This is a genomic window from Cupriavidus sp. 10L43_2 (assembly GCF_056395265.1).
Genome location: NZ_JBFTJE010000009.1, coordinates 156249 through 179925 on the forward strand (window position 1 = coordinate 156249; position 23677 = coordinate 179925).

General features: G+C 66.3%; 22 protein-coding genes. 4 read left to right on the forward strand and 18 right to left on the reverse strand.

Annotation, left to right across the window (positions count from 1 at the left end):
* Positions 1 to 18: 18 nt before the first annotated feature.
* The gene (aceB, locus tag AC1DEL_RS15290) at positions 19 to 1605 is read right to left on the reverse strand and encodes a malate synthase A (protein ID WP_477126340.1); all 1587 of its coding nucleotides are present in this window, start codon (positions 1603 to 1605) and stop codon (positions 19 to 21) included.
* A gap of 49 nt (positions 1606 to 1654) precedes the next feature.
* Positions 1655 to 2356 (reverse strand): haloacid dehalogenase type II, encoded by a 702-nt coding sequence (locus tag AC1DEL_RS15295; RefSeq protein WP_092289371.1) that lies wholly within the window; start codon positions 2354 to 2356, stop codon positions 1655 to 1657.
* A gap of 155 nt (positions 2357 to 2511) precedes the next feature.
* Here AC1DEL_RS15295 and AC1DEL_RS15300 point away from each other — a divergent pair, with 155 nt between their 5' ends.
* The 4 genes from AC1DEL_RS15300 to AC1DEL_RS15315 all read left to right on the forward strand — a co-directional run bounded on the left by AC1DEL_RS15300 (position 2512) and on the right by AC1DEL_RS15315 (position 6635).
* Positions 2512 to 3468, forward strand: a complete 957-nt coding sequence (locus AC1DEL_RS15300) for a LysR family transcriptional regulator (protein ID WP_092289372.1) — start codon at positions 2512 to 2514, stop codon at positions 3466 to 3468.
* A 136-nt stretch (positions 3469 to 3604) separates the two neighbouring features.
* Positions 3605 to 4039, forward strand: a complete 435-nt coding sequence (locus AC1DEL_RS15305; protein WP_092289374.1) for a universal stress protein — start codon at positions 3605 to 3607, stop codon at positions 4037 to 4039.
* Positions 4040 to 4370: 331 nt separating this feature from the next.
* Entirely contained in the window at positions 4371 to 5876 is a 1506-nt protein-coding gene (locus tag AC1DEL_RS15310; RefSeq protein WP_477126341.1) for a DUF3131 domain-containing protein, read from the forward strand.
* A gap of 42 nt (positions 5877 to 5918) precedes the next feature.
* Positions 5919 to 6635: a glucoamylase family protein gene (locus AC1DEL_RS15315; RefSeq protein ID WP_477126342.1), complete on the forward strand. Its 717-nt coding sequence runs from the start codon at positions 5919 to 5921 to the stop codon at positions 6633 to 6635.
* Positions 6636 to 6725: 90 nt separating this feature from the next.
* Here AC1DEL_RS15315 and aceA read toward each other — a convergent pair whose 3' ends face one another.
* The 16 genes from aceA to AC1DEL_RS15395 all read right to left on the reverse strand — a co-directional run bounded on the left by aceA (position 6726) and on the right by AC1DEL_RS15395 (position 23154).
* On the reverse strand, positions 6726 to 8021 hold the full coding sequence (gene aceA / locus AC1DEL_RS15320) for an isocitrate lyase (RefSeq protein WP_092289378.1): 1296 nt from the start codon (positions 8019 to 8021) through the stop codon (positions 6726 to 6728).
* Between the two features lie 299 nt (positions 8022 to 8320).
* Positions 8321 to 9316 carry an alpha/beta fold hydrolase gene (locus AC1DEL_RS15325; protein ID WP_092289379.1) on the reverse strand — a complete coding sequence of 332 codons (996 nt, stop codon included), beginning with the start codon at positions 9314 to 9316 and terminating at the stop codon, positions 8321 to 8323.
* Between the two features lie 120 nt (positions 9317 to 9436).
* On the reverse strand, positions 9437 to 9853 hold the full coding sequence (locus tag AC1DEL_RS15330) for a gamma-glutamylcyclotransferase family protein (protein ID WP_092289381.1): 417 nt from the start codon (positions 9851 to 9853) through the stop codon (positions 9437 to 9439).
* 80 nt (positions 9854 to 9933) lie between these two features.
* Positions 9934 to 10749, reverse strand: coding sequence for a LytR/AlgR family response regulator transcription factor (locus AC1DEL_RS15335; protein ID WP_092289383.1), 816 nt, complete (start codon positions 10747 to 10749; stop codon positions 9934 to 9936).
* Positions 10750 to 10778: 29 nt separating this feature from the next.
* Entirely contained in the window at positions 10779 to 11936 is a 1158-nt protein-coding gene (locus AC1DEL_RS15340; RefSeq protein ID WP_092289385.1) for a sensor histidine kinase, read from the reverse strand.
* Positions 11937 to 12261: 325 nt separating this feature from the next.
* Positions 12262 to 13209 carry a CysB family HTH-type transcriptional regulator gene (locus AC1DEL_RS15345; RefSeq protein ID WP_092289387.1) on the reverse strand — a complete coding sequence of 316 codons (948 nt, stop codon included), beginning with the start codon at positions 13207 to 13209 and terminating at the stop codon, positions 12262 to 12264.
* 36 nt (positions 13210 to 13245) lie between these two features.
* Positions 13246 to 14328, reverse strand: a complete 1083-nt coding sequence (locus tag AC1DEL_RS15350; protein WP_477159110.1) for a sulfate/molybdate ABC transporter ATP-binding protein — start codon at positions 14326 to 14328, stop codon at positions 13246 to 13248.
* Positions 14325 to 15245 carry a sulfate ABC transporter permease subunit CysW gene (gene cysW, locus AC1DEL_RS15355; protein ID WP_441593587.1) on the reverse strand — a complete coding sequence of 307 codons (921 nt, stop codon included), beginning with the start codon at positions 15243 to 15245 and terminating at the stop codon, positions 14325 to 14327. Before cysW ends, AC1DEL_RS15350 begins: the two co-directional genes overlap by 4 nt.
* A gap of 1 nt (position 15246) precedes the next feature.
* On the reverse strand, positions 15247 to 16179 hold the full coding sequence (gene cysT / locus AC1DEL_RS15360) for a sulfate ABC transporter permease subunit CysT (protein ID WP_092289392.1): 933 nt from the start codon (positions 16177 to 16179) through the stop codon (positions 15247 to 15249).
* Between the two features lie 107 nt (positions 16180 to 16286).
* Complete coding sequence (locus AC1DEL_RS15365; protein WP_441593586.1) at positions 16287 to 16976, reverse strand: RBBP9/YdeN family alpha/beta hydrolase; 690 nt, start codon at positions 16974 to 16976, stop codon at positions 16287 to 16289.
* Positions 16973 to 17827, reverse strand: a complete 855-nt coding sequence (locus AC1DEL_RS15370; protein WP_092289396.1) for an EAL domain-containing protein — start codon at positions 17825 to 17827, stop codon at positions 16973 to 16975. Before AC1DEL_RS15370 ends, AC1DEL_RS15365 begins: the two co-directional genes overlap by 4 nt.
* A 46-nt stretch (positions 17828 to 17873) precedes the next feature.
* A complete protein-coding gene (locus tag AC1DEL_RS15375) occupies positions 17874 to 18788 on the reverse strand; it encodes an ATP-binding cassette domain-containing protein (RefSeq protein ID WP_477126346.1) in 915 nt (304 codons plus the stop codon).
* Between the two features lie 31 nt (positions 18789 to 18819).
* Positions 18820 to 19614 carry an aliphatic sulfonate ABC transporter permease SsuC gene (gene ssuC, locus AC1DEL_RS15380; RefSeq protein WP_092289399.1) on the reverse strand — a complete coding sequence of 265 codons (795 nt, stop codon included), beginning with the start codon at positions 19612 to 19614 and terminating at the stop codon, positions 18820 to 18822.
* A 19-nt stretch (positions 19615 to 19633) separates the two neighbouring features.
* Entirely contained in the window at positions 19634 to 20797 is a 1164-nt protein-coding gene (gene ssuD, locus AC1DEL_RS15385; protein WP_092289401.1) for an FMNH2-dependent alkanesulfonate monooxygenase, read from the reverse strand.
* Between the two features lie 39 nt (positions 20798 to 20836).
* On the reverse strand, positions 20837 to 21877 hold the full coding sequence (locus AC1DEL_RS15390; RefSeq protein WP_092289402.1) for a sulfonate ABC transporter substrate-binding protein: 1041 nt from the start codon (positions 21875 to 21877) through the stop codon (positions 20837 to 20839).
* 272 nt (positions 21878 to 22149) lie between these two features.
* Complete coding sequence (locus AC1DEL_RS15395; RefSeq protein WP_477126343.1) at positions 22150 to 23154, reverse strand: sulfate ABC transporter substrate-binding protein; 1005 nt, start codon at positions 23152 to 23154, stop codon at positions 22150 to 22152.
* Positions 23155 to 23677 lie beyond the last annotated feature (523 nt).

Genomic DNA, 23677 nt, shown 5'->3' on the forward strand with positions numbered 1-23677 from the left:
TTGCAAGCCTGAAGAAACTCAGACTTCCTCGTACAGCGGCAGCGTCAGGAATTCGGCGAAGTCTTCCGACGTCGACATTTCCTCGAAGATCTGCGCGGCGCGATCATAAGTGCTGGTATCGCCACCCACGAGTGCCTTCACCTTGGCCAGTTCTTCCGGAATCAGCGCGCGCACCAGCTCGGCGGTCACCTTGCGGCCGTCTTCCAGCTTGCCCTTCGGCGAGCGGATCCATTGCCAGACCTGCGAGCGCGAGATCTCGGCCGTGGCGGCATCTTCCATCAGGTTGTGGATCGGCACGCAGCCGTTGCCGGCCAGCCAGGCGCCCAGGTAATGGATGCCCACGTTGATGTTCATGCGCAGGCCGTGCTCGGTGATCGGGGCCTCGGGCTTGAAGTCGAGCAGGTCGGCGCCCTTCACGTTCACGTCCGGACGCTGCTTCTCGAACTGGTTCGGCTTGTCGCCGAGCACTTCCACAAATTCCTTCATCGCCGGCGCGACCAGACCCGGGTGGGCCACCCAGCCGCCGTCGTAGCCATCGGTAGCGTCACGGCGCTTGTCGCTGATGATGCCTTCCATGGCGATGGCGTTCTTTTCCGGATCGTTCTTGATCGGGATCAGGGCGCTCATGCCGCCAATCGCGGGCGCACCGCGCTTGTGGCAGGTCTTCAGCAGCAGCAGCGCGTAGGCGCGCATGAACGGCGCGGTCATCGTGACTTTGGCGCGGTCTGCCAGGCAGAAGTCCTTGTCCACCTTGAACTTCTTGATGCACGAGAAGATGTAGTCCCAGCGGCCGGCGTTCAGGCCAGCGCTGTGGTCGCGCAGTTCATAGAGGATTTCCTCCATCTCGAACGCGGCCAGGATGGTCTCGATCAGCACCGTGGCCTTGACCGTGCCCTGCGGCAGGCCAATCTCGTTCTGGGCCATCACGAAGATGTCGTTCCAGAGGCGGGCCTCCAGGTGGCTTTCCATCTTCGGCAGGTAGAAGAACGGGCCGGCGCCACGCGCGATCTGCTCGCGGGCGTTGTGGAACAGGAACAGTGCGAAGTCGAAGATGCCGCCCGAGATGCGCTTGCCGTCGATGGTGACGTGCTTCTCTTCCAGGTGCCAGCCGCGCGGGCGCACCTGCAGCGTGGCGATCTTGTCGTTGAGCTTGTAGTGCTTGCCGTTGGAGTCCAGCGTCAGCGTGCGGCGCACGGCGGCCTTCAGGTTCACCTGGCCCTGCATCTGGTTGTGCCAGTTCGGGGTGTTGGAGTCCTCGAAGTCCGTCATGTAGCTGTCAGCGCCCGAGTTGAAGGCGTTGATCACCATCTTGGCTTCCACCGGACCGGTGATTTCCACGCGACGGCATTCCAGCGCCTGCGGCACCGGTGCCACCTTCCATTCGCCTTCGCGGACGCTCTTGGTCTCCGGCAGGAAGTCCGGGAGTTCGCCGGCATCCAGGCGCTTGGCGCGCACGACGCGGGCGGCCAGCAGCTCCTGGCGGCGCGGCTCGAAGGCGCGATGCAGCTTGTCGACCAGGGCCAGGGCTTCCGGCGTGAGGATGTCTTCGTAGGCCGGCAGGATGTCGCCGGTAATCTTCATGCCCGCGGGCAGCGTGATAGCCATCAGTCTTCTCCTGTGTGTGCGATGGTGTGTTGTTGGGTGGACCCGTCCGTCAGACCGCGACGCCGGAGGCGGCGAGGAAGGCCAGCAGGTCGTTCATGTCGTGCCCGGTGCCGGTGGGCGCCACGTCCAGGCGCTCCGCCGGGTGGCCGGCACGGTTGATCCAGAAAGTCTTGTAGCCATACCAGGTGGCGCCGCACGCGTCCCAGCCGTTCGAGGACACGAAGGCGATGTCCCCGGCGGGCAGGTCGAAGGCCTGCGGCCCCAGCGCGTAGGCGGCCGGCGCGGTCTTGTACTGGCGCACCGCATCGACCGACAGCACGTGGTCGAACAACCCGTGCATGCCTGCGCTCTTGACCGAGATGTCGAGCATCTCGGGGTTGCCATTCGACAGGATGCCCAGCGGCAGCCCCGCGCGGCGCAGCCGCTTGAGCGCGCCGAGGTTCTCGGGGAAGGCCGAAAGGCAGGCGTACTCCTTGAGCAGTTGCGCCTCGGTGGCCTCGTCCAGCTTCAGCCCGAGGCGCTCCGCGGCGTAGCGCAGCGCATCCACGGTCAGCGCCCAGAACGGCTTGTACAGCGCGCCGTCCGGCGCGGCCATGGTGCGCAACCGCGTGTAATCGATCTGGCGTTCGCGCCACAACAGCGCCAGGGCCTCTCCCTTGCCGGGAAACAACTGCTCCGCGCGCGCCGTGACCGAATACACGTCGAACAGCGTGCCGTAGGCATCGAACACCACCGCGCGGATCTTGTTCATGGAGGGACTGAATGGGCCTGTACACCGTTGAATGCATCCGATTGTAGTCAGTCGTTGCAGTGCGGCAAAGTCGCACCGGGTCACTTGATCTTTTACTTTTGGGCAACTAATCTTGGCCGATCCGCACAAGACTGTGTATTAACCGGCGAGCTTTCGTGGATCATTTCAAGCAATTGGAGACTTTTGTATCGGTCGCGTCACGTGGCAGCCTCTCGGCTGCCGCCGCCGCCGAAGGCGTGGCGCCGGCGATCATCGGGCGTCGCATCGATGCGCTGGAAGAACGGCTCGGCGTGAAGCTGCTGGTGCGCACCACACGCAAGATCACGCTGACGTTCGAAGGCTCCGCCTTCCTCGAGGACTGCCAGCGCATCCTGAACGACCTGCACAACGCCGAGGCCAGCGTCTCGGCCGGCGGCGTCAAGGCCAGCGGCCACCTGCGGGTGACCGCCCCGGCTGGCTTCGGCCGCAAGCATGTGGCGCCGGTGGTGCCGCTGTTCATCGAATCGCACCCGGACGTGACGCTTACGCTCGACCTCTCCGATCGGGTGGTCGATCTCGTCAACGAAGGCTTTGACTGCGCCATCCGCCTCGGTGACCTGCCCGATTCCAGCCTCGTCTCGATCCGCCTGGCGGAAAACCGCCGCGTGGTGGTGGCCTCCCCCGGCTATCTGGCCCGCGCCGGCACGCCGAAGCTGCCGGAGGACCTGTCACGCCACAATTGCCTGGCTTTCGGCGCCAGTGCCAACGTGCAGCGCGGCTGGGTGTTCCAGCAGGATGGGCGCGCGGTCACGGTCAAGGTGGGCGGCAATATGGAATGCACCGACGGCGCCGTGCTGCACGCGTGGTGCCTCGAAGGCCATGGGCTGGCGTGGCGGTCCTGGTGGGAGGTGGGCCAGGAAATCGCCAGCGGCCGGCTTGTCACCGTGCTCGACGACTTCCAGGCGCCGCCCATCGGCATCCACGCGGTGTTCCCCCAGCGCAAGCACCTGCCGCTGCGCGTACGGCTGTTCATCGACCATCTGAAGCACACCTACGGCAATCCGGCCTACTGGCGCCGCGCCGAGCAGGCGCCGACCAGCGCCGCCGCCGAGGCGTCCGCCGCCGTGGCATAGGTGGTTTCACCCACTGTAAACATTGATATTCCGCAATGGCGACTGCTTCACACTGACTACAATCCAATCAGACAGGCGCCGTCTGGCCTGCCCCGCCTTATCGTGAAATCTTTAAATTCGTGAAAGGAGGTATGGCATGTTCAAGCACATCCTGTTGCCCACCGACGGGTCGGAACTCTCCAAAAAGGCCATCAATGGCGGCCTGGAGCTGGCCAAGGCGATTGGTGCCCGGGTCACCGCCTATGTCTGTCTGGAGGAATACCCCTACACGCCGTTTAGCGAGATTGTCGTCGAGGCCCCGCAAGCCTTCCGGGACCGGATCGAGAATCAGGCGCGGCTCTACCTGAAGGAGATCGAGACCGCCGCCGTGGCCGATGGCCTGCCCTTCGACGCCGACATGACCACCTTCGCGGTGCCCTACCTCGGCATCATCGACGCGGCCGAACGCCATGGCTGCGACGTGATCTTCATGGCTTCGCACGGCCGGCGCGGACTGTCCGGCCTGCTGCTCGGCAGCGAAACCCAGAAGGTCCTGACTCACACCGACATCCCGGTCATCGTTTATCGATGACACGCTGAACCAGCGGCATCCCGCCGCGTCAGTTCACATCAAGGCCGCGCACGGCAACATGCGCGGCCTTGTTGCTTCATATGTCATCGCCGCATCGCAATTCCGCCAGGATTGTGCCGATTGGCCCCAGGAATTGGACGAACTACGATTCTCTTGATCCCCGCCGTTGACGAAAATCCATCATCCATTTCCAACTGGGAAGAGCATGATGGCACTCGATCTTTACATCCGCCCCCTGGCCCGCCGAGCAATCTGTCTTGGCGTCAGTGCGTTGCTGGCCGCCTGCGGTGGCGGCGGCGACGATTCGGAACCGATTGGCACGGACATCTCCGTGACCCAACCCGAGGCGGGCCCGGCCCCGCTGCCGCCCAACGTCGAACCCGCGCCAACGCCCCCCACGCCGGAGCCACCCGCGCCTGCGCCCACGCCACCGGCCCCTGTTCCCGTCCCGCCCGAGCCGCAGCCGATCCCGCCCGTTCCCCACCCGGGACCGCCCACCGAGACAGAAGTGATCACGCGGGACTCGGTACTGAAAACGCAGGCTCGCGTATACGCCGAAGCCCTATGGAAGTCCGCCGAAACGCTGGACCCTGGCCACGCGCTGCCGGTCAACAAGTCCTGCATGAACGCGCAAGGCGTGGCCAGCCCGGTGGGCTGGGTGTTCACCGGCAACCTCGGCCAGTTCATCTGGAACGTGACTGCCGCGCGTGATCTTGGCCTGCTGGACGCCGCCGAAGCCCAGCGGCGCGTGGCGCGCCACCTGGACTCCCTCGCCGTGCTGCAAGCGACGGCCCGGCAAAATGGCGCGCCCGGCGGCCTGTTCCATGGCACCACGGACACCCGGACGGCCGTACCCTCCGGCGATGTGGGTTCGATCGAGAATGCCTGGCTGGCGGTCAGCCTCGCCATGGCCAAACAGGCGTACCCCGAGCTCGCCGCGCAGGCTGGCGCCATCCTCGGCCAGATGCGCTTCGAGACCATGGTGCATCCGCAAAAGCAGCAATACGAGATCTCCTTCAACCCGGCCACCCAGAAATATTCGGGGATGACCTACGGCCTGCTCGGCGAGACACGGCTGCTGGCCTATGTCGGCATCGCCCTCGGAACCGTGCCGCGCAGCCAGTATTTCAACATCGGCCGCGTACCGACCTGGGCCGAGCGCTCGCAGGACCCGGCGAAGTTCCGCACCTACGAGGGCGTCCGGGTATATGAAGGCACCCGCTCCTATGACGGCCGGCATTTCATGCCGACCAACGGCGGCTCCGTGTTCGAATCGTTCGCGGTGCCCGTGGTGATTTCCGAATCCAAATGGGGCCCTAACAGCTGGGGGCGCTCGCATCCGAACATGGCCAAGACGCAGATCAAGTACGGCCTCGACACCTTTGGCTACTGGGGCTTTTCGCCCGCTTCCGTGCCGGCCAACGCCGGATACACCGAGTACGGCACGCCGCCGGCTTCGCTGGGCGGCTCCGGCTACAACCCGCGCGGGCAACGCGTGGCGACCCGTGCCGGCCCGGTGGTGTCGCTCTACTCGGTCCTGCTGTTGATCGAGGAGGACCCCGAGGCGGTGATGGCCAACATGAAGAAGCTGCTCGACAACTTCCCCACGCTGAACCACCCGCAATACGGCCTGATGGACAGTGTCGACGTGGAAAACGGCACCGTTTCCAAGTGCCTGCTCGCCGGCAACGTCGGTTGGGCGCTGGGCGCCGTGACCAACTACCTGACCGATGGCAAGCTGCGCGGCTATGTGGACAAGGAATGGGGCCACATGCTGCAGCCGCTGCTGGAGATCGAGGAATTCAGCATCCCGGCGGAGCCTGCGCAGCAGGGCTAAAAATGGTGGCTGATCAGCTATGCGGCCATCGCGCTCGGCAATGTGCCGCGCAGCCAGTACTTCCACCTTGACCGCGTGCCGGAATGGTCCGAGCGCAGCATCGACCAGACGAAGTACCGCACCTATGACGGCGTGCGCGTCTACGAGGCCTCGCGCAGCTTCGGCGGCCGGTCCTTCATCCCGACCTGGGGCGGCTCCGTGTTCGAGACCTTTGCCGTGCCGATCATGATCAACGAGCAGAAATGGGGCATCAATAGCTGGGCGCGCTCGCATCCGAACATGGCCAAGGCGCAGATCCAGTATGGGCTCGACCAGTTCGGCTACTGGGGCTTCTCGCCCGCCACCATTCCGGCCACGGGCGGGTACACCGAGTACGGCGCACCGCCGCTGTCCGTGGCTGGCGGCTACCGCCCGGTGGGGCAGCGCGAGTCCACCCGTGCCGGCCCGGTGGTATCGCCCTACTCCGTGTTGTCACTGATCGAATACGAGCCCGAAGCCGTGATCGACGCCATGCGCAAACTGACGACCAACTTCCCCACCCTGAACCATCCGACATATGGCCTGATGGACAGTGTCGACGTGCAGACCGGCGTCGTATCCAACTGCGCGCTGTACCTCGACAACTCGCTGGCACTGGGCGCCGTGGCCAACTATCTAACCGATGGCAAGCTGCGTGGTTACGTCGACAAGGAATGGGGCCACATCCTCCAGCCGCTGCTGGAGATCGAGGAATTCAGCATCCCGGCGCAGCAGCCCTAGTCCGGCTGCCGTCCCCGGAATGAAAAACGCCGCGCCGTCCCCTACCGGACGGCGCGGCGTTTTGTCGCCTTATCGACGACTAGCCAGGTATCAGGCCACCTTCTTGTCGAAGAACTGCTCGTCTTCGGTCGAGCCCTTCAGCGCGGTCGTCGACGACTGGCCGCCTTCGATGGCCTGCGTCACGGCGTCGAAGTAACCGGTGCCCACTTCGCGCTGGTGCTTGACGGCGGTGAAGCCCTTCTCGGCCGCGGCGAACTCGTTCTCCTGCAGTTCCACGAACGCGCTCATCTGGTTGCGGGCGTAGCCGTGGGCCAGGTTGAACATCGAGTAGTTCAGCGAGTGGAAGCCAGCCAGCGTGATGAACTGGAACTTGTAGCCCATCGCGCCCAGTTCCTTCTGGAACTTGGCGATCGTGGCGTCGTCGAGGTTCTTCTTCCAGTTGAACGACGGCGAGCAATTGTAGGCCAGCATCTTGCCCGGGAACTTGGCGTGGACGGCCTCGGCAAACTTTTTGGCGAACTCCAGGTCCGGCTTGCCGGTTTCGCACCACACCAGGTCAGCCACTTCGGCGTAGGCCAGTGCACGGGCGATGGACTGCTCGATGCCCGGCTTGGTGCGATAGAAGCCTTCCACGGTGCGTTCGCCGGTCAGGAACGGCTGGTCGCGCTCGTCCACGTCCGAGGTCAGCAGGTCGGCGGCTTCGGCGTCGGTCCGGGCGATCACCAGCGTCGGGGTGCCCGAGACGTCGGCAGCCAGGCGCGCGGCCGTCAGCTTGGCCACGGCTTCACGCGTCGGCACGAGCACCTTGCCACCCATGTGGCCGCACTTCTTCACCGAGGCGAGCTGGTCTTCGAAGTGAACGCCGGCGGCGCCCGCGTCGATCATCGACTTCATCAGTTCGAACGCATTCAGCACACCACCGAAACCGGCTTCGGCATCGGCCACGATCGGGGCGAAGAAGTCGGTGTCACCCTTGCCTTCGCTCCACTGGATCTGGTCGGCGCGCTGGAACGTGTTGTTGATGCGCTTGACCACCATCGGCACCGAGTTGGCCGGGTACAGCGACTGGTCCGGGTACATCTCGCCGGCCAGGTTGGCGTCGCCGGCCACTTGCCAGCCGGACAGGTAGATGGCCTTCAGGCCGGCCTTCACCTGTTGCATGGCCTGGTTGCCGGTCAGCGCGCCGAGCGTGTTGACGAACGGCTCGGTGTTCAGCAGGTGCCAGAGCTTGTCGGCGCCGCGGCGGGCCAGCGTGTGCTCGATCTGGACCGAGCCGCGCAGGCGCACCACGTCTTCGGCGGTGTAGTGACGTTGAATGCCCTTCCAGCGGGGGTTGGTGTCCCAGTCTTTTTGCAGGGCGTCGATTTGTTGTTGGCGGGAAGTCATGTTCACTCTCCTGATGACAGATGGGTAGTTGGCGAAAATTCGGGTACTTGGCTTCGGATCTTGTGACACCCTGCGTCGCCGTGATTTTGGCGTCTCAGGTCATGTGTCTTATATAAGAGTGTAGGGAAGCTTCCCGCGTCGCAACAGCGCTCATTCATCGTCATGCAGAGATTTTTATTCCTTAATAATCAGTATGTTGAAAAACAATTTTCACGATGCGGCACGCAATCTTTCATGATGAGAAATGCCCGTTGTGCCGCGCACCCATGTATTTTTGCGCACCAAAACAGCTTTCCACATCATGAAATATTGGCAGCCGAGGACGACACTCGGGCTTTCGCGAGGTCCGGCGACGCCGGTGCGCCTTCCAGATGGTCGACAAATTCGCTGACCATCGTCGCCATGCGCCGGGGCTGGGCCAGCGGCAACCAGTGGTGGGCCTCCACCTGCCGGCGCCAGAGGTCCGCCACCCATTTGCCGAGGTTCTCGGTGAGCGCGGGACGCACGTAGCGGTCCAGCGTCGGCACGATGACCTGCACCGGCGCATGGGCCCGGCGCTCGCGCGGGGCGCGCAGCCGGGCGCGGAAGTTGGCGCGATAGAGCCGCAGGCCATGGATGCCATCGGCGGTCTGCGTGGGATTGGGCGGCGCGAACAGCCCCTCGGTATGGCGCAGCCAGTGTGTCCAGCCGCGCCCGAGCCAGAGGCGCCAGTGCCATTCGGGCAGCTTGGGAATATGGAAGAAGACGATGTACCACGAGGCCAGCGCCTGCCGCAGCGTGGCGCGCCGCTGCGCCCACGTGCGCCGCTCCGATGTGCGCAGCGCGCTGGCGGCATGGTCGAGGCACGGCCCCGAGCACGAGGTGAACGACGCGATGCGCCCGTAGAGGCGCGGGTCGGTCACGAATTCCCAGCCCTGGATCGATCCCCAGTCGTGGCCGACCAGATGCACGCGCCGATCTGGCGCCACGGCGTCGATGACCGCGATGAAATCATCGGCGAGCCGTTCCAGCCGGTAGTCATCCACGCGCGGCGGCACGTCCGAGGCCCCAGCGCCGCGCACGTCGTACGCAATCACATGGAAGCGGTCGGCCAGCGCCTCGGCCACGCCGTGCCAGACGTGGCTGTTGTCCGGGTAGCCGTGCACCAGCACCACCACTGGCTTGGCGGGATCGCCCCACGCCGTTGCCGCCAGCCGTACGGTGCCGGACTGGACGTGGAACTGGCAGGCCGGATAGGGATACGGCTGCGGCCCGTCTCGCTCTATATCTATATGCAGGGGATGGCTGGCAGGCATCGGCGGCAGGCTCCGGGGATGGCGCGATGACAGCCGGTGCTGTCATCGTCGATCCATGCTACGCCGAACGCCGCACCGCCGCGAGCCGCGCGACGGTGTTTGAAACGTGACAAGTCTGGATCAGGCCGCCACGCCGTCGCGGGCCTTGCGGTAGGCCACCCAGTCGCCGCTGTCGATACGGGCGAGCCCGGCCACGGCAGCATCGGCCACCGGATACAGCAGACATTCGATGGGCGCGCCGTTGCAGTCGACGATGCAGGATTCGCGCAGGAACAGCGTGGCCTGACCCGGGTAGACCTCCTCGATCTCGTCGAGCACGGGCAGCAGCGCGTCGGGGATGTCGTAGAGATCGCCGGTCACCGGACCGGCCGCCGCGTCCGGCACAAGCCCCGGATAGGTGCCGAAGTCATACAGCCGGCCCGCCAGCACGCCCGTGCCGATCAGCGTCGGCGCGGCAATGCCATGGCGCGCAGCCGCGCGGTTCAGGTCGTTGACCTCGCCGGCACGCAGCGTACCGTAGACGAAAACGCGGGGCATCAGGACGTCTCCTCGGAAAATAGCCACTCGGGAAGCGGCCATGGTAGAGGAAATATGGCGGATTGAGGCAGCCTGCCGCCTTACATCTGCTTGAACAGGTGCGCGTACTGCCGCGCCACCGGCAGCACTTCCTCGCGGTCGCGCAGCCGCAGCGAGAGCCGGCCCAGCGACTGGGTGATCGCGCTGGCCACGCAGTCGATATTGACCACCGTGCCGCGATGGATCTGCCAGAAGCGGTCCGGGTCCAGCTGCTGCGCCAGTTCGCGCAGGCTGGTGCGGATCAGCGCCTCGCCGCTGGTGGAGACCACGTTCACGTACTTGTCGGTGGCTTCGAGGTAGACCACTTCGTCCACCGGGATGATGCGGACCTCCTGCCCCACCAGCGCCTTGATAAAGCGCAAATACTGCCCGGCGGAACGCGTCGGGGTCTGGTTCTCGAGCGACTCCAGCCGGTGCAGCAGTTGCGCGAGCTTGTCTGCATCGACCATCGCGCCCACGTCGTGGGTCTCGTGGCTGCTGTCCCGGGCCTCCATGCGCGCCTTGAGCCGGCAGACGGTGGCCTCCAGCCGCTCGCGCTGCACCGGCTTCAGCACGTAGTCCACGGCGGCGCGCTCGAAGGCTTCCAGCGCGAACTGGTCGTAGGCGGTGACGAAGACCACCAGCGGCGGGTCGTCGAACTCGATCAGTTCGCGCGCCACGTCCATGCCGCTCATGCCGGGCATGCGGATGTCGAGGAAGGCCACGTCGGGCCGATGTTCGCGCGCGGCATCGAGCGCCGCCACGCCGTCATGGACCACGGCGACGATATTCGCCTCGGGCCAGAGCCCGGCCAGTTCGGACGCCAGCACGCGGGCCAGCAGCAGTTCGTCGTCAGCGATCAGCAGGGTCGGACTCATGGGGTCGGACTCGGGGAGGCAGAAATGAATCAGGAACTGGAAACGGCAGGCGCGGCCATGGCCGGCGCACTGCCTTGCGCGGGAGCGCGCACGGGGGCGAGCGTGGGATCGGTCCGCCGTACCAGCGGCAGCGTCACCCGCACCACCACGCCGCGCGGGGTGTTTTCTTCCATCTGCATGCTGGCTGTGGCGCCGAAGATCCGCGCCAGGCGCTCGCGCACATGGGTCAGGCCCATGCCCGAGCCCTTGCTGTGGCCCTGGCAGAAGCCCACGCCGGTATCGGCGATGATGACCTGCACGCTGCCGTCGCCGGCTTCCCGGGCAGACAGCGTGATCTTGCCGCCCCGCATGCAAGGCTCGATGCCGTGCGTCACCGCGTTCTCCACCAGCGGCTGGATCAGCATCGGCGGAATCTCGGCCTCGGCCAGCGCCGGCGGCAGGTCGATCTGGAAGTCGAGCCGCGCGCCAAAGCGCATGCCCTGGATATCGAGATAGCTGCGCAGCAGCTCGAACTCCTGCTTCAGCGTGCACTGCTCCGCCCGCGTGTGTTGCAGCGACATGCGCAGGAAGCCGATCAGCCGCTGCAGCAGTTGCCGCGCCGCGCGCGGATCGGTGGCGATCAGCCCGTCGAGGTTGGCCAGCGAGTTGAACAGGAAATGGGGTTCGATCTGCGCCTGCAGCGCCATCAACTGGGCGCGCACGAGCTGCTTCTCGGATTCCTCGCGCTGGAGCGCGTCCAGCGCGGCCTGCCGTTCCAGGTAGGCCAGCTTCTCGCGCGACCAGTAGAAATAGATCATGCTCGCCGATGCCAGCATGCCCACCACCAGGCACATGCGCAGCATGTCGCCGGTCTCGGCCTGCGACTTGACCGGCAGCCCCAGCAGCGCGCGCGTGGCCCAGCTACCGAGCACCACGCCCAGCGGCACGGCCACCACGGCCAGGCACATGAACGGCCAGCGGCGCGGGCGGTCGTTCCACCAGATCAGCACGCGCGGCACGTCGATAAAGACCCAGATCGACAGGCCAATCAGCTGGCTATAGAGGAAGTTGTGCGCGAAGGTGCCACCCGTCTGGAAGCCGTAGTTCAGGCTGACGGCGATCACCGTGTTCATGCAAAGCACGAACAGCAGGTCGCGGCCAAGGATATTCAGCCGCGATGGCAGCGCGGTGGAGAGGCAGCGCTTCATAGGCGGACGTCCGCCAGGATGACGCACCCGTCCCCGGCGACATGGATTTGCCGCATGGTCTTCCCTCCTCGTTGATTCACGGCAATGGCCGCGTGGCATTCTGATGATGCACTGCAGCATGCATCCGCCTGTTATCGCAATTTGCTTAAAAGGCGGTCTGCGTGAAGGCACTTTACGCCGGACGCGGCGAGGAAGGAAGCATCGTGCGACGAAACGGCGGCACACGGCGCGAAGTGTGCGCCGGGCCGACCGGGAGGCAGGATTTTGGGGAGATCTGTCGTTGGCGACACCCGCGAACGGCCGTTTGAAAGCCGTTCGCGCAGGATCAGGCGGCCAGCGCCGGACGGTTGACGCTCTCGGCCAGCGCCGTGGACACCGTGTCGCGCGACAGATGCGGCGCGAACATATTGATGAACGCGTGCGCGTAGCCGCGCAGGTAGGCGCCCCGCCGCACGGCCACGCTGGTCGTGTTCGGCTCGAACAGATGGTCGGCGGAGATCCGCACCAGGCCGGCGTCCTTGCGGGCGTCGTAGGCCATCGAGGCGATGATCCCCACGCCCAGGTCCAGCTCGGCATAGGTCTTGATCACGTCGGCATCCATTGCCGTCAGCACGATTTCCGGCTGGAGACCGGCATCGGCAAACGCCCCGTCGATCTTGCGGCGCCCGGTGAAACCGGCGTCGTAGGTGATGATCGGGAAATTGGCGATGTCCTCCAGCGTCGGCTCGGGCAGCCGCGTCAGCGGATGCTCGGGCGAGACCACCAGCACGTGCTGCCAGCTATAGGCCTCGAACGAGGTCAGCCCGGCCTCGTTGGCCACGGCCTCCGTGGCGATGCCGATGTCGGCCTGCCCGGTCAGCAGCAATTCGACGATATGGGACGGCGACGCCTCCTGCAGCGCCAGCGTCACATGGGGATATTCGCGGCGGAAGCTCTGCACCACCTTCGGCAGCGCATAGCGCGCCTGCGTGTGGGTCGTGGCCACGGTCAGGCGGCCGGTATGGCGGCCCGCGAACTCATCGCCGGCCTGGCGCAGGTTCTCGGCCTCGAGCAATAGCCGTTCGACGATGCGGACGATCTCGCGGCCCGGCTCGGTCAGCCCGGTCAGCCGCTTGCCGTAGCGTTCGAAGATCTCCACGCCGAGTTCTTCCTCGAGTTCGCGGATCTGGCGCGACACGCCCGGTTGTGACGTATAGAGCGCATTGGCCACTTCCGTCAGGTTGAACTGACGGCGCACCGCCTCGCGGATCGATCTCAGTTGCTGGAAGTTCATGGGGGCGCTCCTGGGTGCTCTGTTTATAGGGGGCGATCAGTTACGGGTGCCGGCCGTGAAGACGCGCAACTGGCGCGGACGCACCGCCAGCAACTCGCCTTCCCGGAAGCCCGCATGGCGGAAGCGTTCGAGCGGCAGCGCCACCTCGATCACGTCCTGGTTGTCCTCGCGTTCCAGTTCGAGCTGGGCCACCGGGCCCAGCGTCAGCGCGCGGCGCAGCGTGACGGCGATGCCATCGGTGCCCGGCGCGTAGCGCTCCACGTCCAGGTCATGCGGGCGGACGTAGGCCACCGCGTCGCCGGCGGTCTCGTGGCCGCTGCCCACCACGGGCAGCACCGAATCGCCCGTGTGCAGCAGCCCGCCGGTATCGCCCACCTCCAGCCGACCATGGAACAGGTTCACATTGCCGAGGAAGCCGAACACGAACGGCGTGGCCGGATGGTTGTAGACCGCCTCGGGCGTGCCGAACTGCTCCACGCGGCCGTGGTTCATCAGCACCACTTGGTCGGCCACTTCCAGCGCYTCTTCCTGGTCRTGSGTGACGAASACGCTGGTCACRTKCAGTTCATCRTGCAGSCGGCGCAGCCAGCGSCGCAGTTCCTTGCGCACCTTGGCATCCAGCGCGCCGAACGGCTCGTCGAGCAGCAGCACGCGCGGCTCCACGGCCAGCGCGCGGGCCAGCGCAATCCGCTGGCGCTGCCCGCCCGAGAGTTGCGCCGGGTAGCGGTCGGCCAGCCAGTCGAGCTGCACCAGTTCCAGCAGCGACTTCACCTTCTCGCGGATCTTCGCTTCCGAGGGCCGCTCGGCGCGCGGCTTCACGCGCAGGCCGAAGGCCACGTTCTCGAACACGCTCATGTGCTTGAACAGCGCGTAATGCTGGAACACGAAGCCGACGTTGCGCTGGCGCACGTGCTGCGCCGAGGCGTCCTGCCCGCCCAGCACCACCTGGCCCGCATCGGCGCGCTCCAGCCCGGCGATGATGCGCAGCAGCGTGGTCTTGCCGCAGCCCGAGGGCCCCAGCAGCGCGGTCAGCTCGCCTTCGTCGAAATCGAGCGAGACGTTGTCCAGCGCGACGAAATCGCCGAAATGCTTCTGTACGTTCCTGACCTGAATGCTCATGATGGCTGCCCTTGCAGTGTCGGCGCGGGGCGGCTCGCGCCCTCGTCCTGATGTTCCTTGCTGGCGCGGAGTTCCACCAGCGTCTTGATGCCCAGCGTGACCAGCGCCAGCAGCGTCAGCAGCGACGCCACCGCGAACGCGGCCGCGAAGTTGTACTCGTTGTAAAGAATTTCCACGTGCAGCGGCATGGTGTTGGTCAGGCCGCGGATATGGCCCGAGACCACCGACACCGCGCCGAACTCGCCCATCGCCCGCGCATTGCACAGGATCACGCCATACAGCAGCCCCCAGCGGATGTTCGGCAGCGTGATATGGCGGAAGGTCTGCCAGCCGGAGGCGCCCAGCACGATGGCGGCCTCCTCTTCCTCGCTGCCCTGGGCCTGCATCAGCGGAATCAGCTCGCGCGCCACGAACGGGAAGGTGACGAAGATCGTCGCCAGCACGATGCCCGGCACCGCGAACATGATCTTGATATCGTGCGCCTCCAGCCACGGGCCGAACCAGCCCTGCGCGCCGAACATCAGCACGTAGATCAGGCCCGAGATAACCGGCGAGACCGAGAACGGCAGGTCGATCAGCGTGGTCAGCAGTTGCTTGCCCCGGAATTCGAACTTGGCGATGGCCCACGCGGCGGCCACGCCGAACACCACGTTCAGCGGCACGGCGATGACGGCCACCAGCAGCGTGAGCTGGATCGCCGAAACGGCGTCCGGCTCCACGAGCGCGGCGAAGTAGGTATCGACGCCCTTCTTCAGCGCCTCGTAGAACACCGAAGCCAGCGGGATGAACAGGAACAGGCCGAGGAACAGCACCGCCACTGTGATCAGGGTGTAGCGCACCCACGGGGCTTCGCCGGTGGCGTCGTGGCGGTGCGGGGCGCCGGTGTTGGCGCCGAGTCGGGAAATTGCGCCGGCCATGTCAGTTCGCCTCCGGATTGCCGTCAGGCAACGCAGCAGCGCGGCGGCCCGACTGGGAACGGCGCGTCCACGCCTGCAACAGGTTGATCAACAGCAGCAGCCCGAACGAGATCACCAGCATCACCACCGCCACGGCGGTGGCGCCAGCGTAGTCGTACTGCTCCAGCTTCGAATAAATCATCAGCGGGGCAATCTCGGACACCATCGGCATGTTGCCGGAGATGAACACCACCGAGCCGTACTCGCCCGTGGCCCGGGCGAACGACAGCGCGAAGCCGGTCAGCAGCGCCGGCAGGATGGCCGGCAGGATCACGCGCCAGAAGGTCTGGAGCCGGGAGGCGCCCAGGCTGGCAGCGGCTTCCTCAAGCTCACGCTCCACGTCTTCCAGCACCGGCTGCACCGTGCGCACGACGAACGGCAAGCCGATGAAGGTCAGCGCCACCACCACACCAAGTGGCGTAAACGCCACCTTGATGCCGAGGGGCTCCAGATACTTGCCGATCCAGCCATTGCCCGCGAACAGCGCCGTCAGCGCGATACCGGCCACGGCGGTGGGCAGTGCGAACGGCAGGTCCACCAGCGCGTCGATCAGGCGCTTGCCCGGAAAGCGGTAGCGCACCAGCACCCACGCCACCACCAGTCCGAACACGGTATTGATGATGGCCGCCACCAGCGAGGCGCCAAAGCTCAACTGATAGGACGCCACCACGCGCGGCGCGGTCACCGTGGTCCAGAACGCGTCCCACGTCATCGTGAACGTCTTCAGGAACGTGGCCGACAGCGGGATCAGGACGATCAGCGTCAGATAGAAGATGGTGAAACCCAGGGACAGGCCGAAGCCGGGCAGCACGGTAAACCGTTGCGTGCCGGAGCGGGCCGGCCGACGCGGCGCGTCGGTGGGCGCGGGGGCCGCCAGGGTGATCGATGGGGGCATGTCGTCTCGTCTTATGAAGCCGGCGCATAAGGCGCCGGTGTACGAGACAAATTTTGCAGATGCGCCCTTATAAACAGAACGAATCTTTACGAATTTCTTTAATCGTTTTAAATATAAGGGACGGTCGGACTGACCTCGGCGGAGGCCTCCCAGGTGTCTGACCCGTCACCTGAAGCCGAAATTCGTCCATCGGACTCAATTCTTTGCAGCAAAGTGGCGAGTAAGGCCTGCCCTTCTGGCCACTCGTCCAACCCCGAATCGGCATTGATATGACCGAGATGACCGGCATCGACCAGCTCGCTGCCCCACAGCGTGCCCCAGCAGAAGGCGGTGCGCTGGTGCATCCATGGATCGTTGCGGCTGGCGACGAGAATCGTCGGAAACGGCAGCCGGGAGGTCGGTAGCAGCGAGGCCACGCCGAATTTGTCCGGGTCGGCCGGGGCCACCAGCAGCACGCCCGCCACGCCGGCCGGGTCCAGCACCGCCTGGCGCAGCGTGGCCAGGCACCCGAAACTGTGCGCGACGAGTACCGCCCCGCGCGGCGCCACGCGCTGGGCGCGCGAGATGCCTTCCGAGACCCGTTCCGCCCAGAGCGGCAGGCTGGGGCGCCCCCAATCATGCTGATCGATGCGCTGCCAATCCGGAAACTTCGCTTCCCAACGGCTCTGCCAGTGGGCCGGCCCACTGCCGTGGAGCCCGGGCACGGTCAGGATCTGCAAGCCGCGCGGCACCGCCAGGCGCGGCGCGGCCTTGCTATCCGGCAACAACGCAGACAACGAAGCGATCGATGCAGTCATGCGGGCTCCCTTGGCGCGGCAGTCGATGAATGTTCCGTTGCATGCAAGTGACGTGCCGACACCGGCTCCCCGGCCACAGCCACGCCCTGCCCCAGCGCGATGCCCGCGTCCTGCAGCCGCGCCACGGCCACGTCGTCCTGCAGCCGGCGGCCGATCAGCGTCACGCCGGCGGTATCGGCGCTCGCACGGAGGCCGGATAGCTGGCGGTCGGTCCAGGTGCGGCGCATGTCGAGCTTGAGCCAGTCCGGCAGCGCGTGCGCCATCAGCGCACCGGCCTCGGCCGGGTCCGATGCCTGCAGGCTCACCTTGAAGCCGTTGCGCCGGTAGTTGCCCACCACGTGCAGCAGCAGCGGCAGGTCATCATTGGCGCTAGCCGGCACCTGGATCACGAAACGGTCGATCGGCAGCCCCAAGGACTCCAGCGCGCGCCGGAACGCCGCGCCGTGGTCGTCCGCCACGGCGGCCAGCAGCCGATTGTGAACATTCAAGACAAGCTGATGGGAACCATCGGCCGCGAAGTAGTTGATGGCGTGCACCAGCCGCGACAGGCGGTCCAGCGAGACCAGCGAGGCATCGTCCGCCGCCATCGCGAACAGCTTCCACGCCGCCAGCCCCACGCCGTCCTCGGCATAGGTGCGGATGGAGCCCTCATGGGCCACCACCTCGCGCGCCGCCAGCGTCACCAGCGGCTCGAACGCGCTGGTCAGCGAGCAGTTGAAGTACTGGCCCTGCACCTGCCCGCGCGCATCGCGCCACAGCTCGCGCCCCGGCACCGGCTCACGCGGCAGGGTGTCGAGATAGGTGGCCAGCGGGCTGGCCGACGAAGACAGGGCTTGCGTCGAAAGGGTCATGGCAACTCCGCCGGCAACGCCGGTGTGTGGATGGCCTGATGGATCATCATAGAAGCTCCTCCGCCAACGGGGCATGAAGATTCTTGGAGGTCGATACCTCAGTGGGGGTGTCTGCCGGGGTGTCCGCGACTGGCTCTGCCTTCCGCATCACGCGGTCGAGCACCGCCGCCTCCAGTTCCGCAAACGCCGCCGCGCCGCGTTGGCGGGGCCGGGGCAGGTCCACGCGCTGGTCCAGCGCGATGCGGCCGTCCTCGATCAGCACCACGCGGTCGGCCAGCGCAATCGCCTCGGACACATCGTGAGTAACCAGCAGTGCCGTGAAGCCGAGCCGGCGCCACAGCGATTCGATCAGCCCCTGCATCTCGATGCGCGTCAGCGCGTCCAGCGCGCCGAGCGGCTCATCGAGCAACAGCAGGCGCGGATGGTGGACCAGCGCCCGCGCCAGTGCCACGCGCTGCCGCTGGCCRCCGGAGAGCCGCGCGGGCCATTCGCCGGCACGCTCGGCCAGCCCCACCTGGGCCAGCACGTTGGCCGCGTCGTCGCGGCGCGTGCGCGGCAGGCCCAGCGCCACGTTGTCCAGCACGCGCTTCCACGGCAGCAGGCGCGCGTCCTGGAACATCACGCGGATGTCCTCGCGCACCGCCTTGCCTGCCTTGGCTTCGCTGGTGTCGATGGTGACGGCGCCGCCATCGGCCGCCTCCAGCCCCGCCACCAGCCGCAGCAGCGTGCTCTTGCCGCAGCCGCTACGTCCGACGATGGCCACGAACTCGCCCGGCTGCACCTGCAGGTCGATGCCATGCAGCACCTCCCGGCCGTTGTAGCGCTTGACCACCTGCTCCACGCACAGGGACACCCCCCCTGAAGGTCGGGTATCGCGCGTCACCGGCCGCGTCGGGGCGCGGGCGGCCAGCCCTGCGTCGAGGTAGGCCAGCGCCGCTTGTTCCACCGGATGGGTATGCATCGTCGACTCCTTGTTCGTCGTCATGCCGCGTTCAGGCGGACTGGTAGCCCGGATGCCAGCGCAGCCAGAAGCGCTCCAGCGCGCGCGACAGCACATCCGCCAGCTTGCCGAGCAGCGCGTAGAGCAGGATGCCCACCAGCACCACATCGGTCTGCAGGAATTCGCGCGCGTTCATCGTCATATAGCCGATACCTGACTGCGCAGAGATCGTCTCGGCAACGATCAGAATCACCCACATCAGGCCGAGCGAGAACCGCACGCCCACCAGGATGTTCGGCAGCGCGCCGGGCAGGATCACCTCGCGGTACAGCCGCCAGCCGGACAAGCCGTAGCTGCGCGCCATCTCCACCAGCCCCGGGTCCACCGCGCGAATGCCGTGGTAGGTATTCAGGTAGACCGGGAAGAACACACCCAGCGCCACCAGGAACAGCTTGGCGGTCTCGTCGATGCCAAACCAGAGGATCACCAGCGGAATCAGCGCCAGCGTGGGGATGTTGCGCACCATCTGGAGCGTGCTGTCGAGCAGCGTGGCGGCGGTGCGGAAGGTGCCGGTCAGCAGCCCGAGCACGAGGCCCAGCCCGCCACCCACCGCCAGCCCGACCACCGCGCGCCAGGTGCTGACCCAGACATGGCGCCACAGCTCACCGGAGGCGGCCAGCGACCACGCGGCCTCCACCACGGCCAGCGGCGCCGGCAGCACGCGGTTGGACAGCCACCCCAGTTGCGAGGACGCCTGCCACACGCCAATCAGCAGCACCGGCACGATCCACGGGGCGATGGCCTGCGCGTTGAGGGTCGGCACGGAAATGCGTTTCGATTGAGACATCTTGAGACCCTCCCCCGCGCTAGCTCTGCGACGCACGCGGCACGATGCCGGTGGCCATCACTTCGCCGAACGGCCCGGACAGCACCTGTCCCGGCAGCTTCTCCCGCACGGTGCGCGGCAGCAGCGGGAAAACCAGCTCGGCGAAGCGGTACGCTTCTTCGAGGTGCGGGTAGCCGGACAGCACGAAGGTGTCGATGCCCAGCGCCGCGTATTCCTCGATACGCGCCGCCACGGTCTGCGGATCGCCGACCAGCGCCGTGCCGGCACCGCCGCGCACCAGCCCCACGCCGGCCCACAGGTTAGGACTGATCTCAAGCGCCTCGCGGGTGCGCTTGGCCCCGCCCGCGTGGAGCGCGGCCATGCGGCGCTGCCCTTCCGAATCCATCTTGGCGAAGACAGCCTGCGCGCGCGCCACGGTCTCATCGTCGAGCCGGCTGATCAGGTCCTCGGCGGCGGCCCAGGCGGCATCGTCGGTCTCGCGCACGATCACATGCAGGCGGATGCCGAACTTGACCGTGCGGCCATGCTTCGCCGCGCGGGCGCGCACATCGGCCAGCTTCTTCGCCACGTCTGCCGGCGGCTCGCCCCAAGTCAGGTAGGTATCGACCTGCTCGCCCGCCAGTTCGTGCGCGGCCTCGGACGACCCGCCAAAGTACACCGGCGGATGCGGGCGCTGCACGGGCGGGTACAGCACCCGGGCGCCCTTCACGGTCAGGTGCTTGCCGCTGAAGTCGATCTGCCCGCTGTCATGGCTGGCGGCCAGCACGTCGCGCCAGATGCGGATGAACTCCGCCGAGGCCTCGTAGCGCGCCGCATGGTCGAGGAACACACCATCGCCTTCCAGCTCCGCCACATCACCGCCGGTGACCAGATTCACGAGCAGCCGCCCGCCGGAGAGTCGGTCGAACGTGGCCGCCATGCGCGCGGCCAGCGTCGGCGTCATCAGGCCAGGCCGCACGGCCACCAGGAACTTGAGCTGGCGCGTCACGGCGGACAACGCCGACGCCGCCACCCACGGGTCTTCGCACGAGCGGCCGGTGGGAATCAGCACGCCTTCGTAACCGAGCGTATCGGCGGCGACGGCAATCTGCTTCAGATAGTCGAAGCTGACCTCGCGCGCGCCTTCGGACGTGCCCAGGTAGCGGCTGTCGCCATGGGTGGGGATGAACCAGAACAGTTGCATGTCGGGCCTCGTGATTTATCTAGATAGGGGGACCAGGGATCAGCGTTGTGCCTGCTGGGTCGATGCCTTGCCGGCCGGCGGCGTCCAGGCGGCATCGGCCACCTGGATCGGCTTGGGAATCAGCTTTAGCGTGTGGAAGGCATCGGCAATGCGCTGCTGCTCGGCCAGCACAGCGGGCGTGACCGGCTTCGCGCCATAGGAAAATCGGGAAACGGCGAGGTCTAGCACGGTGGCGTCGAGGCCGGTTTCCTTCACCAGCACCGCGCTGGCGTCCTTCGGATGCTTCTCGGCCCACTGGCCCAGTTGCGCGAGCTCGTCGAGGATGGTGCTCACCACGTCCGGCTTGGCCTGCGCGTAGGGGCGCGAGGCCAGGTAGAACTGGTGATTGCTGACCACGTTCTTGCCATCCGCGCTGCGTCCGTCGATCAGCACGCGCGCGCCCAGCTGCTTCTCGGCGGCGGCCAGGAACGGGTCCCAGATCACCCAGGCGTCCACGGCGCCGCGCTCGAAGGCAGCCCGGGCATCGGCGGGCGGCAGGTAGACCGGCTGGATCTCGCTGTAGGCCACGCCGGCCGCCTCCAACTGCTTCACCAGCAGGTAGTGCACGTTCGAACCCTTGTTCAGCGCCACGCGCTTGCCGCGCAGGTCCGCCACGGACTTCAGCGCGGAGCCCTTCGGCACCACGATGGCCTCGGCGGTCGGCGCGGGCGGCTCATTGCCGATGTAGGCCAGTTGCGCGCCGGCGGCCTGGGCAAAGATCGGCGGGGCTTCGCCCACGGTGCCGAAATCGACGGCGCCCACGTTGAGCCCCTCCAGCAGCTGCGGGCCAGCCGGGAACTCGGTCCACTTGACCGTAATGCCCTGCGGCGCAAGACGTTTCTCAAGCGTGCCGCGCGCCTTGAGCAGCGTCAGCGTGCCGTACTTCTGGTAGCCGATGCGCAGCAGCTTCGGGTTCACAGTCTGCGACTGGGCCTGTACCGGGGCGGCCAGCAGCCCGTAGGCCAGGCCGGTGGCGAGTACCAGCGCGCCCGTCAGCAGGCGGCGGCGTTTGAAAAGGGAGCGAGCGATGGGCGATGTCATGCGAGTTGTCCTAAATCTGTCTGAAAGTGGAATCGGATAGCAACCGGCGACAGGCCTCCCTGCCGGCTGTCGAACAGCGGCATCGGGCACGTGGTCTTCCGGGAATGCGGCGCGCGTCAGGCGCGGCGCGGGGGATTCAGGTCAGGCGGGACATCGCCGGCGGGCGATGCGGAACAGGCTGGCGGACATCGGGCGCTCCTTGTTGGGTCTTCCTGATGGGTCTTCCGGATGGGCCGGGGCGGCGCACGCGATGGCGCCACCCCGTGACGGATTTACTTCCGGCCCGGCTGGTAGACCTGGTCGAACGACCCGCCATCGGCGAAGTGCGTCTTCTGGGCCTTCTGCCAGCCGCCAAATACCTCGTCGATCGTGAACAGCTTCACCTTCGGGAAGTTGGCCGCGTACTTGGCCGCCACCTTCTCGGAAATCGGCCGGTAGTAGTTCTTGGCGGCGATTTCCTGGCCCTCGTCGGTGTAGAGGAACTGGAGGTAGGCTTCGGCCGCCTTGCGGGTGCCCTTCTTGTCCACCACCTTGTCCACCACCGCCACGGGCGGCTCGGCCAGGATCGAGACCGACGGGGCGACGATATCGAACTTGTCCGGACCCAGTTCCTTGATGGCCAGGATGGCCTCGTTCTCCCAGGCGATCAGCACGTCGCCCAGGCCGCGTTCCACGAACGTGGTGGTGGCACCGCGCGCGCCGGAATCGAGCACCGGCACGTTCTTGAGCAGCGCCGAGACGAAATCGCGGGCCTTGGCGTCATTGCCGCCCGGCTGGCGCAGCGCATAGCCCCACGCGGCCAGGTAGTTCCAGCGCGCGCCGCCCGAGGTCTTCGGGTTCGGGGTGATCACCTGCACGCCCGGCTTGATCAGATCGCCCCAGTCCTTGATCTGCTTGGGATTGCCCTTGCGGACCAGGAACACGATGGTCGAGGTGTACGGCGAGGCGTTGTGGGGGAGGCGCTTCTGCCAGTCCCGCTTGATCCAGCCCTTTTCAGCGATGGCGTCGATGTCGTAGCCGAGCGCCAGCGTGACCACGTCGGCGTCCAACCCGTCGATCACGGAGCGGGCCTGCTTGCCCGAACCGCCGTGCGACTGGCGAATCGTCACGGCATCGCCACCCTGCGCCTTCCAGGCCTTGGCGAAGGCCGCGTTCACATCCACGTACAGCTCGCGCGTGGGGTCATACGATACGTTCAGCAGATTGGTGGCCGAGGCGGTCTGGGCGGCGCCGAGCGCGGAAAGTACGGCGAGGCCGATGGCCAGCTTGCGAATCATCTTGTCTTGCTCCCGTCTAGTGTCGTGAATGGCGTGGAAACCGGCCCGGATGGCTTCCGGGCTTCTGTCAGGGTTAGAGACTACCGACGGGGTCTTCTGAACGGAACGAATGGTTTCGCCGATCCAAGCACGAAATCCGCATAAGAACGGGCAGGAATATGCACATATCCGCCCGAAAGGCGCCGGGGCGGCGCCCAAAAAAGAAAGCCCGCGAAGCCGGAGAAGCATCGCGGGCCAAGTTTCCATTTCCGGAAACGGGTAGACAAGTCATGAAGAGCGCCCCCGCATCTCCATGACGGATGCCATCGTAACGACGCTCCCCCCAATTCAACTTGACCCACATCAAGTATCGGCCACGCCCCGGCCTCCTCCCCTCGTCCGTTGCCGCCAATCCACTGCCAGGGAAGGCGGCACACGTCACCCCTTTTAAGGTTTCTGCGATTTAAGCGAGGGCCCCTGACGTCCATCATTCGCTGCATGCGGGACGCCTTCAATAGGTGGAAATGATCTGAAGACTGCCCGG